This window comes from Bacillus sp. S14(2024) (assembly GCF_050473785.1).
Lineage (GTDB): Bacteria > Bacillota > Bacilli > Bacillales > Bacillaceae_G > Bacillus_A > Bacillus_A yunxiaonensis.
Window position 1 is genome coordinate 4012629 of sequence record NZ_JBFLUP010000006.1, and the last position, 14041, is coordinate 4026669.

The 14041-nt window shown below is 35.5% G+C and carries 14 protein-coding genes; 8 read left to right on the forward strand and 6 right to left on the reverse strand.

Features of this window, described 5'->3' with window-relative positions; translation table 11 throughout:
• Window positions 1–154 precede the first annotated feature (154 nt).
• The gene (locus AB1279_RS20310) at window positions 155–1570 is read right to left on the reverse strand and encodes a SpoVR family protein (RefSeq protein WP_429760668.1); all 1416 of its coding nucleotides are present in this window, start codon (window positions 1568–1570) and stop codon (window positions 155–157) included.
• A gap of 158 nt (window positions 1571–1728) precedes the next feature.
• On the opposite strand from AB1279_RS20310, the gene AB1279_RS20315 reads away from it, so the two are divergent.
• The gene (locus tag AB1279_RS20315) at window positions 1729–2070 is read left to right on the forward strand and encodes a DUF952 domain-containing protein (protein ID WP_429752081.1); all 342 of its coding nucleotides are present in this window, start codon (window positions 1729–1731) and stop codon (window positions 2068–2070) included.
• 41 nt (window positions 2071–2111) lie between these two features.
• Here AB1279_RS20315 and AB1279_RS20320 read toward each other — a convergent pair whose 3' ends face one another.
• From AB1279_RS20320 to AB1279_RS20330, 3 genes are all read right to left on the reverse strand, one after another.
• Window positions 2112–2672 carry a nitroreductase family protein gene (locus AB1279_RS20320; protein ID WP_429760669.1) on the reverse strand — a complete coding sequence of 187 codons (561 nt, stop codon included), beginning with the start codon at window positions 2670–2672 and terminating at the stop codon, window positions 2112–2114.
• A gap of 330 nt (window positions 2673–3002) precedes the next feature.
• Complete coding sequence (locus AB1279_RS20325; RefSeq protein WP_429760671.1) at window positions 3003–4409, reverse strand: sensor histidine kinase; 1407 nt, start codon at window positions 4407–4409, stop codon at window positions 3003–3005.
• Window positions 4396–5082, reverse strand: a complete 687-nt coding sequence (locus AB1279_RS20330; protein WP_429761513.1) for a winged helix-turn-helix domain-containing protein — start codon at window positions 5080–5082, stop codon at window positions 4396–4398. The genes AB1279_RS20325 and AB1279_RS20330 overlap by 14 nt, the downstream gene beginning before the upstream one ends.
• Before the next feature lie 183 nt (window positions 5083–5265).
• On the opposite strand from AB1279_RS20330, the gene AB1279_RS20335 reads away from it, so the two are divergent.
• The 5 genes from AB1279_RS20335 (at window position 5266) to AB1279_RS20355 (ending at window position 10413) form a co-directional block, all read left to right on the forward strand.
• Entirely contained in the window at window positions 5266–5898 is a 633-nt protein-coding gene (locus AB1279_RS20335) for a hypothetical protein (RefSeq protein ID WP_429760672.1), read from the forward strand.
• A gap of 182 nt (window positions 5899–6080) precedes the next feature.
• Window positions 6081–7607 carry a spore germination protein gene (locus AB1279_RS20340; RefSeq protein WP_429760674.1) on the forward strand — a complete coding sequence of 509 codons (1527 nt, stop codon included), beginning with the start codon at window positions 6081–6083 and terminating at the stop codon, window positions 7605–7607.
• A complete protein-coding gene (locus tag AB1279_RS20345) occupies window positions 7604–8686 on the forward strand; it encodes a Ger(x)C family spore germination protein (protein WP_429760675.1) in 1083 nt (360 codons plus the stop codon). Before AB1279_RS20340 ends, AB1279_RS20345 begins: the two co-directional genes overlap by 4 nt.
• Window positions 8687–8699: 13 nt before the next feature.
• The gene (locus tag AB1279_RS20350) at window positions 8700–9791 is read left to right on the forward strand and encodes a GerAB/ArcD/ProY family transporter (RefSeq protein WP_429760677.1); all 1092 of its coding nucleotides are present in this window, start codon (window positions 8700–8702) and stop codon (window positions 9789–9791) included.
• A 58-nt stretch (window positions 9792–9849) separates the two neighbouring features.
• Entirely contained in the window at window positions 9850–10413 is a 564-nt protein-coding gene (locus AB1279_RS20355; protein ID WP_429760679.1) for a PCYCGC motif-containing (lipo)protein, read from the forward strand.
• Window positions 10414–10637: 224 nt separating this feature from the next.
• Here AB1279_RS20355 and AB1279_RS20360 read toward each other — a convergent pair whose 3' ends face one another.
• Together AB1279_RS20360 and AB1279_RS20365 are read right to left on the reverse strand one after the other, a co-directional pair.
• Window positions 10638–12059 carry a PH domain-containing protein gene (locus tag AB1279_RS20360; RefSeq protein ID WP_429752096.1) on the reverse strand — a complete coding sequence of 474 codons (1422 nt, stop codon included), beginning with the start codon at window positions 12057–12059 and terminating at the stop codon, window positions 10638–10640.
• Complete coding sequence (locus AB1279_RS20365) at window positions 12052–12531, reverse strand: PH domain-containing protein (protein WP_429760681.1); 480 nt, start codon at window positions 12529–12531, stop codon at window positions 12052–12054. Before AB1279_RS20365 ends, AB1279_RS20360 begins: the two co-directional genes overlap by 8 nt.
• A 161-nt stretch (window positions 12532–12692) precedes the next feature.
• Between AB1279_RS20365 and AB1279_RS20370 the strand changes: the two genes are divergently transcribed.
• Together AB1279_RS20370 and AB1279_RS20375 are read left to right on the forward strand one after the other, a co-directional pair.
• Window positions 12693–12950, forward strand: coding sequence for a YhdB family protein (locus AB1279_RS20370; protein WP_429760683.1), 258 nt, complete (start codon window positions 12693–12695; stop codon window positions 12948–12950).
• 176 nt (window positions 12951–13126) lie between these two features.
• Window positions 13127–14026, forward strand: coding sequence for an LCP family protein (locus AB1279_RS20375; RefSeq protein ID WP_429760685.1), 900 nt, complete (start codon window positions 13127–13129; stop codon window positions 14024–14026).
• The last annotated feature ends 15 nt before the right edge of the window (window positions 14027–14041 follow it).

The window sequence follows — 14041 nt, forward strand, 5'->3', positions numbered from 1 at the left end:
TTTGATAAACGAACAAAAAAGAAAGAGCATGTTTTGAAGAAAGATTGATCAAAACACGCTCTTAATTTATTTAATTGAATCATTCTTTTATAAAAAAGTATGACCATTTCTGTGATCCTTCTTCCATCTTTTTTCTTCATAACAGCTTTTCATGCTACACATACTTCCGATGCACCATCTTCCCATCGTAAGAAAATACAACACTCTTATTCTCCACAATCGACTCCATATGCACCGTTCTTCCCCATAACTGATAAATATATGGTAATACTTTCTCTAAATATTTTAAATCCAGTTCAATTCCTTCATAATAATGCTTAATGTACAATTCTCCGTTCTTTAAATGATCTCCGTCTTCAACCATTAAATACGGGAAACCGCCGTTTGTTCTCATATTCACTAACTGATCCCGAACATTTTCCCAATCTTTATCGACGACTTTATAATCTTTCCCTTGCCGCTGGAATAAGTACATATCTTCCCGCATAACAAGTTCTTTGTTTAAGTAATTTCGCAGGAATGATACGTCCCATTCAATTTCGCGCACTTCAAAGATTTTTTCTCTTCCTGAGTTTGGTTTTGCGCCTCGGCGTATCATTTCTTCTGTCGGATTATTGTAGCGCTCTTCAATATCTTCGAAAATTTTGATGCCGAGATAGTATGGGTTAATACTTGTTTTTGACGGCTGTACAACCCCTGCGTTTAGTTTTGCAAATTCTATTGCTTCATCTGAACCTAAATCCATTTCGCGAAGAATACGTTGATGCCAGTACGAAGCCCAGCCTTCGTTCATGATTTTCGTTTCAAGCTGCGGCCAGAAATACAGCATTTCCTCACGCATCATCGTTAAAATATCACGCTGCCACTCTTCTAATTCGCGGCTATATTCTTCAATAAAAAGGAGTAAATCTTTTTCTGGCTGCGGAGGAATTTTTCTTTTCTTCCGCACATTAGGTAACTCTCGTTTCTTATTTCGATCCTCTAAATTCCATAAATCATCGTACGGTGTGGCAGCCCTCTTTACTTCTTCCTCTTCTTGATCATCCGCACTCCATGCAAGCTTCGGTCTCATAAGGGAAGGATCAATATGCTCTTGAATGGCTAGCACAGCATCTAAAAAAGTTTCTACTTCTTTTTTTCCGTATTTATGTTCATAATTTTTAACTCGCTCTGCAGTTGCCGCCATACTTTCAACCATATCGCGTTTCGTATTAGAAAAACGAATATTGTTTTTAAAGAAATCACAATGCGCTAATACATGAGCGACAATAAGTTTATTTTGAATCAATGAATTTGTATCGAGCAAAAAGGCATAACATGGATCAGAGTTAATAACGAGCTCATATATTTTACTAAGTCCTAAATCATAGTGCAGTTTCATCTTATAAAATTGCTTCCCAAAACTCCAATGTGAAAAACGCGTTGGCATACCATATGCACCAAATGTATAAATAATATCGGCTGGACAAATTTCATAACGCATCGGATAAAAATCTAACCCAAATCCTGTCGCAATTTCCGTAATTTCTGCAATTGCATATTGTAATGCTTTGTCCTCACTACTTCTCATCTCTGTCCCCTCCTTACACATTCCCTTATAAAAGTGTATGAAGGGAAACAAGCTTTCATGAAAATTAAAGAAATTCCCTCCATTTATTTTGGTTACAATTACCTTGCAAAACATGTAAACTTTTCTTTAGAGAACATTCATACAAAGGGGAGAATCTTATGAATACAATCATAAAAGTTATGACACTTCAGGCATGGGAAAATGCAAAAGAAAAAGGAATAATTACCGAACCTTCCTTACAGGAAGAGGGATTCATTCACTGCTCATTTCTTAATCAATCATTACAAGTTGCTCATAAACATTTTGCAGCAGAATCGTCTATTGTATTTTTAACAATTGATCCAGAGCGTGTACAAGCAGAAATTAAGTATGAATTAGCTGCAAACGGGGAGCATTATCCACATATTTATGGTGTTATACATACGAGTGCGATTATAAACATTCATACGTTGAATCAGCATGAAGATAGAACTTTTACACTTCCAGCAGAACTTATATAACAAAGAAGGATGCTTACAATTTAATAAGCATCCTTCTTTCATTATCCTTCAATAATCTCTAATTTCTCCGTAATTGGTGTACGCTCTTTGCCATCTGGAGCTTTATCAAAATACCCAACATGTAAAATACCAACGATTCGTTGTCCTTTCGTTACACCAATTGCTTTCATGAAAGCAGGATTGTAAATAAGCCCGCCAGTTTTCCAAACAACACCTAATTGACGTTCCCAAGCTAGGAGTTGAAAGTTTTGCATAAATGCACATACAGCGGCATAATCTTCATCACGCTGCGCTTGGCGTGGATCTTCATCCATATAAACAACAATTTGAGCTGGTGTACTCATAAAACGTTCCATTAACATGTTTCCGCGTTTTTCTCTTTCTTCTGGTGAAAAAGAGTTTAAAACAGCGTCTACAAATTTTTTACGGCCATCCCCTATAAATAATTTACATTTCCATGGCTCGCGGTGCTGATGATTCGGTGCCCATGTTGCATAATTTAATAGTTCAATTAATAATCCTTTTTCCACTACTTTATTTGTAAAGGTGCGAATAGATCTTCTTTCTTTAATAACACTTGCAATAGAAGTATAAGTTGTCATATATTCCTCTCCCTCATCATTTTATATCTATATGTATACGCCAATAATTGATAAAGATTATCAATTTCAATTATAAACTAGTTTCCTCATATAAATCAATATTTAATACTGAGAAACATAATATGGACCGTTACATCAAAATAAAGTGAAACTTTAATCAGCGGGGGGGGTCTTTATCCCCCACTGGTTATTAGTTGAACCAATCGGGCTTTTACGGGCAGTTTATCTCCCACCTAACTTCTTTGCTTTCACTGAATTTTGAGGTGGGAGTATTACTGCCCGTTAATGCGGGATAAAAAATCGCCTTACCTTATATAGTAAGACGATTTTTCATCGCGGAAAACATATGATAAACGTTGTTCCTTTACCTTGTTCACTTTTTACTTCAATTGTTCCATTGTGCAATTTCACAAGTTCTTTTACAATCGATAATCCTAATCCAAATTCACCGTAACTATTTGTTCTAGATGCATCAGCCTTATAAAAACGTGACCACATTGCAGATACCTCTTCTCGGTCCATCCCAATACCAGTATCTTCAATTTCAATAATTGTCATTTGCCTTTCTTCTTTTCCCCGCAACATAATTGTTCCATTCTCGGTAAATTGCAGACTATTTTTTGTGATATTCAGCAAAATTTGCAATAGCCGGTCATAGTCAGCATAAACAAATAAACTAGCAGAAACATGAATCCTAATTGTATTTCCCTTCTCCTTTGCTTGCAGTTCCAATTGTTCACTAATTACTTCAAAGATTTCCTTTACTTCAATCTCTTCTTTTTGAAGTGCGATTTCATTAGAAAGAATCTTTTCGTAGTCTAATGTTTCATTAACGAGGCGAATGAGTCGTTTCGTTTCTTGTTCCATCATCTCAAAGCAGCGCTGCTTTTTCCCCTCCGGAATGAGGTCATTTTTCATTCCTTCTACTAAACCATTGATTGTCGTAAGCGGTGTTTTTAATTCATGTGAAACGTCAGCAATAAATTGCCGTTTTCGCTTTTCTAAACGATTGATTTCTGTCTGTGCTTTATGAAGCTGTTGTGCCATATTGTTAAAGTCATCTCCAAGCAAGCCAATTTCATCGTATTGGCTAATAGGAATATGCACATCATACTGACCTTTTGCAATCATTGCGGTTGCCTGTCGAAGACGCTGCACCCGCCTTACTAAAGAGCGTGAGAAAAAAATACTGACCACTAGCACAATTAGAAACGTAACCCCTGCTGCAATTAATAAATAACGATTTAATTCCGTAATAATTTCAAGTGTGCTGTGAATTGGAGCCGTTAACATCACACCGCCTTGCAGTTCACCATCTCTCATATATGGAATGGCAACAATTGATACAGGTTGTTCAAATCTTTTCACGTCTCGTTTTATTTTCAATGTTTCACCATGCTGAATTTTCTTCCATTCTTCTTCTCTTAATAATGAGGTTTTCTTTACCCGAACTGGTGATTGTGTAATTTCTCCCTTTTCATTAAAGATAAAAAATTTCGTGTCACGTGCATGCAATAGACTAGAGAAATGCTTCAATTTCACAATATGAATATTCATGTCCTTTTTCTCAAGCTCATCAATAATTTTAGTTCCATAAGAAGTAAGCTCTTCCACTTTTGTCTCATAAGCAAGATTTTCGGCTAAACTTAAAAACAGGACACTTAATAGAATAAATGCAACAAGTAAAATAAAAATGTAACTGAACAATAGCTTATAAAAATATTTAATCCTTTTCACAGCCAGCTACCACTTCATCAAATTTATAACCAACGCCCCAAACCGTATGAATCCACATATGTGAGTCAGTGCGAATTTTTTTACGAAGCCGTTTAATATGTACATCCACCGTTCGTTCATCCCCGTAAAATTGATATCCCCAAATGCGTTCTAAGAGCTGTTCCCTTCGAAATACTTGGCGCGGGTGCTTCGTGAAAAAAACGAGCAACTCAAACTCTTTTGGCGTTAAATTTTCCACTTTTTCACCGTCTAAAAATACTTCTCTTGTTTCTTCATTAATATGAAAATGATTAATTTCGTTTTTCACCTGTTTTTTTGATAAACGGCGTACAACCGCCTTCATCCTTGCGATTAACGTAAGCGGGCTAAACGGCTTCGTAACATAATCATCTGCCCCAATTTCTAATCCTAGTACTTGATCGGCTTCACTATCTTTTGCGGTTAACATGATAATAGGAACATCACTGCTTTCTCGTATTTTTTGACATAGTTTTATACCATCCATGCCTGGAATCATCCAATCTACAATAAGCAAATCCCAATCTTTCTTTTGAAACAATGAATATGCTTCTAAACCATCTGCGACAAATGTTGCTTGAAAGTCTTCTTTCATAAAAAACATTTCAAGCATTGAACACACGCTCTCATTATCCTCTACAATTAACACATGCATCGCAGCATCTTCTCCATTCATTGAAATCTTTTTCTCCATTTTAAAACTCTTATCATATGGAAACAACTTTCTATTTCTCTTTTCAATCTTACAAAGAAAAACATAATTTGTTCATAGTTTTGTCATACTTTTTGGATAAGCTATATAACGCAAGCAGTTTACTACTTATAGGAGTGATAAAACATGAAGAAAAAGTTAGTAACAGGAATGTTAGCGTTATCATTATTGTGCGGAGCAACATCGCTAACGGCATACGCTTCTACCGATAGCTCGCAATCAGAAACAAAACAAGAAACGAAACAAGTAGCGAAACATCACAAATTCATTTCTGAAGAACAATACAAATCACTAATAGAAAAAGGATATAAAAAACATGAGATTTGGAAAGCAGCACGCATCGCAAAGCTAAGTGGAAAAGATATTAATGCTGTATTAGAGTACTATAAGCAAAAGCATACATGGAAAGAAACTGCGCAGCACTTTGGCGTTGATCCAAAGAAACTTCATAAATTTCATAAACATCATATGAGTAAAGAAATGGAAGGAAAACTGTTACAAAAAGTAGCAGAGATGCAAAAATCTACTCCAGATCAAGTGAAACAAACAATGCGCGACTATGAAGTATCTTTATTCCACCTTGCTGTACTGAACATTATTTCACAAAAAAGCGGTACATCATTAAATGATGTATTAAAAATGAAAAAAGACGGTATGAATGTAAAACAAATTGCTGAAAAATTAAATGTAAAAAAAGAAGATATTAAAGCAGAAATGAAAAAATTAAAAGCATCACTGAAAACGGAAAAAGCACAATAAGTATAAATAAGGAAGAAGCAACTACATGCTTCTTCCTTATTTTTATGTTTCTTTTCCTCCACTATCATTATGGAAAAACACGGAATATCCCAACCTATTTTTCACATATTTCTCCGTATAATTCTACATTTATTTCTAAAAACTAACAGAGGTATTTTCTAAACCGGAAAGAGGTGAACCCTATGTTTCGTTTACCATTCGGAAAAAAAGAGGAAAAACAACAAAAGAATAACAAAAATAATTGTTCCATACCAGAATTTATTGAAAAGATGAAACAATCTATGGATTTTCTGCATTTCAACATAACGGACAATGGGAGTTTACGTATATTTTATATCAAATCCGTATCAGAAGAACTTGTACTAAAGCGTTTTATTCTTTCTCCTATAAAAGAACAGCTAGCAAACATTGAAAAAATAGAAGATTTATCTAACATTGTTCCGATTGAAGAAATTATCTTATCTCCTTCTATAGAAGATATTCGTGAAAAATTATTAGGGGGATTTATATTAATACAGCTTCGAAATGTCTCACAAAAGGATGATTATGCTCTAATTCGTGCCGAAAGTACCGTTCCAGGCAGCCGTATATATAATGATACTGAAAATGAATATAGTGTTATTGGACCGAAAGTTGGATTTGTTGAAAGTCTCGATGTCAATCTTCATTTATTGAGAAAAAGCGTTGTAACAGAAAACCTTATCTTTAAAGAAGTTACAGTTGGGTCTATATCAAAAACACAAATCGTTGTTGGTTATCTCGAAGGAATTTCAAATGAACAACATGTCAACACTGTAGTGCAAAGGTTACAAAATATTGATTTTGATGTTCCATTTGACGCAACATTAGTTGAACAACTTATTAGTGATAATAGTAATTCACTCTTTCCGCTTCTGTTATCTACAGAGCGCTTAGATCGCGCTATATACGCATTAATAGCTGGGCAAATAATCATTGTAACAAATGGTTCGCCTTATGTTTTGGCCGGTCCAACAAATTTACTTGACTTCTTTGTTTCACCAGAAGATTATTATTTGCCGTGGATTATTGGATCATTTTTTCGTTTTATTCGATTTTTCGGAGCTTTATTCTCTATTTTTTCTTCAGCGATTTATACAGCTGTTTTAACATATCATTATCAAATGATTCCAACAGATTTAGTAGGCCCTATTATTTTCTCTAGAGCAAATGTCCCTTTTCCACCTGTATTAGAAGTTCTTTTTTTAGAAATTACGATTGAATTATTACGAGAAGCAGGAGCACGCTTACCGCCAAAGATTGGACAAACGCTTGGTATCGTCGGTGGCATTGTCATCGGGCAAGCAACAGTGCAGGCTGCTTTGACAAGTACAATTTTACTCATTGCTGTTGCTCTATCAGCACTCGCTGCTTTTACAACACCAACAATTAAAATGTCTAGCACGATTCGTATCCTACGCTTTCCACTTATTATATTAGCTGGTATGATGGGTGGTCTCGGTTTAATAATTGGTTTTACTCTTATTTTAGCTCACTTAATTCATTTAAAATCACTTGGTTCACCTTACTTATTACCACTTTATCCATTTAGGGGTATTGATTCATCGGAAGCATTTGTCCGCTATCCGTTCAGTATGTCAGCAAAGCGCCCTTCTTACCTCAGGCCAAAATTAGACTGGCGCTTTAATCCAAAGAAAGCAAAAACAAAACAGAATGGTGACAAAACATGAGACACTTTTTCTTTCCATTCCTTATAGGCTTACCATTTTTTCTTTCTAGTTGTGCACAATCACAAGTTGTAGATGAAATGCGAATTGTTCATACTGTTGGGTTTGATTTAACTAAAGACAACAAAATTAAAGGAACGATTCTATACCCTGTTTACAATCTTGGGAAAAATAAACCCCCAAAAATATTATCATCAGTCGGACGCTCAGGGGAAGTAGTGGCAGCTAATTTAGCTGCCAAATCTCCTCACAAGCTAGTAGTAGGTCAAACACGAATGATTGCATTTGGATCAAGTTTAGCTAAACAGGGAATTTCAAATATAATTGGAAACTTGCAACGCGATCCGAATATTGGGCGAGATGTACAAATTGCAATTGTAGATGGCACAGCAGAACAATTACTAAACCATACGATTAAAAACGGATCTCTATATTTATCAGAACTAATTGATCAAAATGTTGCAAACGAAAGTATACCGACAACAAATTTACACGTTTTTCTATATAATTATTTCTCATTTGGATGTGATCCTTTTCTTCCCTATATCCGAATAGACGGTGAAGATTCCGCTTCTCTTCAAGGCCTTGCATTTTTAAAAAAAGATAAAATTATGATGTATACGAATAATGAAGACTCATTTTTAATCAAATTAATCATGAATCCAATGAAAAATGGCCGATACGAAATGAATATACAAAGAGGAAAAAATAAAGGTGTTGCTGTCATTCACAGCTTATCGGGAAACAGCACCTATCATATTACAGATAACAATTCTTCACCTAAAGTAGAAATTAAAGTAAAACTAAATGGTTTAATTAAAGATTTCCCTAGCTGGATTAATTTACAAAACCCTAAAAATATTTCTTATATTGAAGCACAATTACAAGAAAATATTGAGAAGCATGTAACAGCGCTCATTCGTCAATTTCAAAATAAAAACATAGATCCACTTGGAGTTCGTGATCAAATTAGAAGTCACTCTAGAAAATGGAATATGGAACAACTTTCAAACATGTATCCATCTATGAATGTTGCTGTAAAAGCAAAAGTCAACATTGTACAATCTGGAATCGGAGAATGAGGAGGAGAAAAAAATGAATCTACCTAGCAAAGAATTTACGGTTTCTCCTTATTTTACGTTTTTTTTAATTCACTCTCTTCAAATAGGAGTGGGAATTTTAGGCTTTCAGCGTATTCTTATTAAACATGCTGGCTATGATGCTTGGATTTCCATTATTATCATGGGAATCATTACGCATTTCGTTTTATTTTGTATGCTTCAAATGCTTGAAAAAGATAATGATTTAATTAACATTCATACTACATGCTTCGGAAAATGGCTAGGTAAAGTCTTTACAATATTCTTTATGATATATTACGGACTATCTTGCCTTACTATTTTTCGAACATATATTGAAGTTGTTCAAGTATGGGTATTCCCTACTATAAAATTATGGCAAGTCGGGCTTATTATTTTATTCGTCGTGTACTACATTTTAAGCGGAGGATTTCGCTCTATAACAGGCATGTGTTTTTGGGGCGTTATCTTGCCTCTTTTAATACTTTCCTTTTTCGTTTTCCCACTTAAATACGCTCATTTCCGCAATATTTTACCTGTTTTTACTCACTCTTTTTCCGATATTATGTTATCGACAAAGCAGGCTTCGTTAGAATTTCTAGGATTTGAAGCATTACTCATGTTTTATCCACTTATTGAAAAAGGGAAAGGCGTAAAGCGGTGGGCACATTTTAGCATTTTTTTTACAACCTTTCTATATGTGCTTGTAGCCTTGCTATCATTTGTTTATTTCAGTGAGGGCCTGCTGCAGCATACAGTATGGGGGACATTAACGATGTTTAAAATCATTAAAATTCCTTTTATTCAACGATTTGAATACGTAGTTATCTTCCTTTGGTTTCTCATCATTTTACCGAATCTTTGCTTAACAACATGGGCTTCTTGCCAAGCTGCACATCGTTCTTTTCAGCTACCATTTAGAGTTGCTTTTCCAATATTTATTGGAATCATTTATATTAGCTCCTTATTTTTTATGAACCGTGAATCCATCAACACATTAAATACGTATACTTCTAAAATTGGATTGTATTTAATATATGTTTATATACCTGTCCTTTTTGTTTGGCACTACTTTTGCTATCGGTTGAAAAATAACACTTCCTCATAGGAAACAACTGGGAAGTTTGTTACAATTTTAGTAAAATTAAAATAAAGGAGAAATGTTGATGAGAAAGCCGCTTTTATTATGCAGCATGACAGGAATACTTGCCTTTACAATGATAGGCTGCACGAATACTGAAGATAAACAGTCAGCAAAAGAAACAAGTTCTTCCACTTCATCACATGAACATAAACAACCAGCAAAAGAAACAAGTTCCTCCACTTCACCACATGAACATCACCAAGAACAAAGGGATATCGCCGAAACAACAAAAGGAATCGATACGCTCCCTTCTTTCTTATCTGGACACGATGCACAAATAAAACAAGTTTACGCTATAGCAGCAAAACACGCTGAATTACTTCAATGGATTCCATGTTACTGTGGATGCGGTGAAAGCGTCGGACATAAAAGCAATAAAGACTGTTTCATTCGTGAAATCAAAAAAAATGGTCAAGTTGTTTGGGACTCTCATGCAACAACTTGTGTAAACTGCCTAGAGATTGCGCTAGAATCAGCAAGATTACAAGACAAGGGAAAATCACCGCTTGAAATTCGAAAATACATCGATAATAAGTATAAGGAAGGATATGCGAAACCAACACCTACTCCAATGCCAAAAGAATAAAGTAAGACTTCCATCAGTGGGATGGCTTTATCCCCCACTGATGGTTAGTCGAACCAATCGGGCTTTTACGGACAGTTGTCCCCCACCTATCTTCTTCGCTTTTCTCTCACCCTCGAGGTAGGGCTTACTGTCCACGAATAGCGGGGTAAAGTGAGGCTTCCATCAGTGAAGGGCTTACTCCAAGAATAGCATGATAAAAAACGAGGGAGATAATCCCTCGTTTTTTATGCGAAATCACTCTCTTTTTCGTAAGAATACCATCTCCGAAGCGAAGTTCCAACTGTATCGTCTGCATCTTTTATACGAAATGTCATGTTTTTCGCACCCGATTTCACACATATTTTCACATTACATAACGCTGATGGTTCTTGAAGTAATGTTTTGGAAACCGTTAACGCCTGTATATGACTTTTTTTTGTATACACCGTTATTCTTCCAATACGGCGATATATAACAGTAAGTTGCTCTCCCGTAATACACCAACGCGCATCATAGTATCTCCGATAACCTAAGACTGCGCCAACAATAAGAAAAATAGGTGCTGCATATTTTACCATTGCAGTTTGAGGTAATGTAATCGCTATGAATAAAAGAACAGGCACAATAACTCTTATCATATAGCGCTCAAATGATCGCTTTGGTAAATGTTGAAACGAAGACGGAGCTCGATAATCAGGAAAATAACGCTGCAATAAATATGGAATATGACTTCGCTTTACGAGCGGAAAACAGACAAGGCGAAAACCTGCGTATTCTTCTTCTTTCGAACTTGCACTCACAAAACGAATTGTAGCATAACCAAGCCATTGCCGAATTATATTTTCCTCTACTTTAATTGCTTGTATACGATTAAGCGGAACGATAAGTTTTTTCTTCTCAAATAATCCCCTCGTAATAACAAGGTCATCCTTTTGTTTCACAACTGTAAATCCATGATATTTTTGATATACAAGCAACGTACCGAGTAACCATCCCGCTGCAAGAACCGCAATTGCAACTTCTCCGTAAAAAGAAGGTGTTTGTGACTGAAAATTTTCTAGCTTAAAATGAATCGAAACGTACTCATCTATCTCTGTATAAATACCAAGCAGCACCGAAAATACAAACCCAATACTGCCTGATGTAGCCGCATATAGAAACGTCTTTTTATTCGATAATGTGAATACTGGCAGCACAGCAATATCCTCTTGTTTCCTTCTCTTTCTTTCAGAAAGCTGCTCTTGAATATGACTCGCTTCTTCTTTTGTAATGATTTGTAATACTACTTCTGCTCCTTCCCTACTTCCCGCCGTATCAATTTGCAGTTCCGTTAACCCAAACAAACGATGAATTATATTTTGTGATTCATGAATTGCCTGAATTCGTTCTTTCGGAATGTACTTTCGTTTTTGATTTAACCATCCTTTCTCAAGAATTACTTGTTCTTCAGTAATCGTATATGTAAATCGATACCAACGCATCCAAGCAATACAGATAAGAATAAACAAAGGCACAAAGCTAAAAATAATCGTATTTATCAAAATAGAAAACGGTAAGCTATTGCGAAACTTAAATAAGAAAATAAGATAAAGGGGAAATAATGCCGATGCATGTTTCACAACTGACAATAGGATTGACAACGAATGAATTCTATTTCTTCTATACATCGGCAACCGCCACCTGCGCTAAAGTAGAAAGTTGCTCCCGTAAATATTCTGCATCTTCATATGCAATCGCTGGAATTGTATGAGTTGCCGCTGCTGTCGTAATATCCACTGATGCTAATTGGTAATAACGTAAAAATGGGCCTTGCCTTACATCTACATGTTGCACACGAATCATAGGAATTAATGTTTTCTCTGTGATAAATACACCTCGCTGTAAGTCAACCTCCTGCCCGCGTATCATATAGCGCCACCTCTTCCATCTAAGCTTTGGATATATACCAATTGTAAAGATAGCATGTCCACCAAAAAAACAAAGAAATAAGAGTTGTAAGTTTGTCATACTTCGAAATGCGTCAAGCCAATATATCGCTCCGCCATAAGCAATCCAAACAAGAATATTGATTGAAAATGCCGTTAATCTCCATACTTGAATCGCTCGCTCATCAACCGATTTTAGTAACCTTTGACTCATTGACTCACCCTCTCCGTCTCTCTATTTTCATAATATTCTTACTATTCATTATAAACATATTTCCTTTTCTTTCCTATAACATTCTGTTAACAAATTCTTTCAAGTGTATTTCTTCTTTTCCGTCACAAACTATATATAACTCCTCACTAAGGAGGTACACCATGCACACATACACCGACTACGATAAAGCTCTCTATTACACGTATTGCTGTAATTGGGAGAAGCTGCTTGTACTTATGGTACAAACAGAAGATGAGCTGTTTTCGAAACGAATTGAACACTTTCTGCATGCTTATCAATACGGTAAAGATTTATCAGAAGTTGATAAAAAACTCCAACTTTTGTTTCAATATATTGATCATGCAACGCAAAAAACATATACAGAACAAGCGGAACAAGTAGAGCAAGTTCATATGTAGATAAAGTGAAACTTCCATTAGTGGGGGCGCTTCATCCCCACTGATGGAAAGCTCTCATCAATCGGGCTCTTACTAACATAAAAAGCTATCCCTACGCACTGGGATAGCTTTTTGTATATTTTTCCAAATCATCGTTCATAATACATAATGAATATTACGTAGATGGACGTGATCATGTGAGAAAACATATGTACTTATTTTTAATTATTGCATTATTTATGATTGGCTGCCAAAAATCATCCAAACAAAATAATCCGGAACACTTCCAACCATTTCATGGAGATAAAAACGAGCAAGGACCATTTAACGTACTACTTATCGGAAATGATTCTCGCGGAGAAAAACAAGCTAGAGCTGATACAATTATGATTGCACAATACAATAAAAAAGAAAAAACCGTAAAACTCGCTTCCATTATGCGTGATAGCTACGTAGAAATTCCTACCTATGATAAAAAATATAATAAAATTAATGCCGCCTACTATTATGGAGGTCCTGAATTATTACGAAAAACCATTCAACATAATTTCGGAATCAATGTATCACATTACGTTACAATTGACTTTGCAGCATTCGAAAAAATTGTAGATACCGTTGCCCCAGAAGGAATTACCGTAAACGTAACGCAAACAATCATCGATGATATGGGATTACATTTACAACCTGGATCCCAACGATTACATGGAAAAGAATTGCTAAAATATGCACGTTTCCGTCATGATGCTGAAAGTGACTTCGGACGTGTCGGGCGCCAACAAGAAGTACTGCAAGCTCTGCAAAAAACCTTTACCGAAAAAATTCAATCCGTAGACGGTGTATTCCAATTACCTATGATCATACAAGACCTTCTCCCTTATATCCACACTAGTATGGATACTCAAACATTGTTTTCACTCGGTAGCAACGTTTTATTTCATCCTATTGAAAAGATGGAAACAATGCGCATTCCAGTGGCAAATGGATATGAACCAAACACATACGAGCATGCCGGGTCAGTATTACAGCTTCACCCACAAAAAAATAAAGAAGCAATTCAAAAATTTTTTAACGATTCAACGAAAGCTGTTAGTCGTTAAAACCAAGTAAAAACA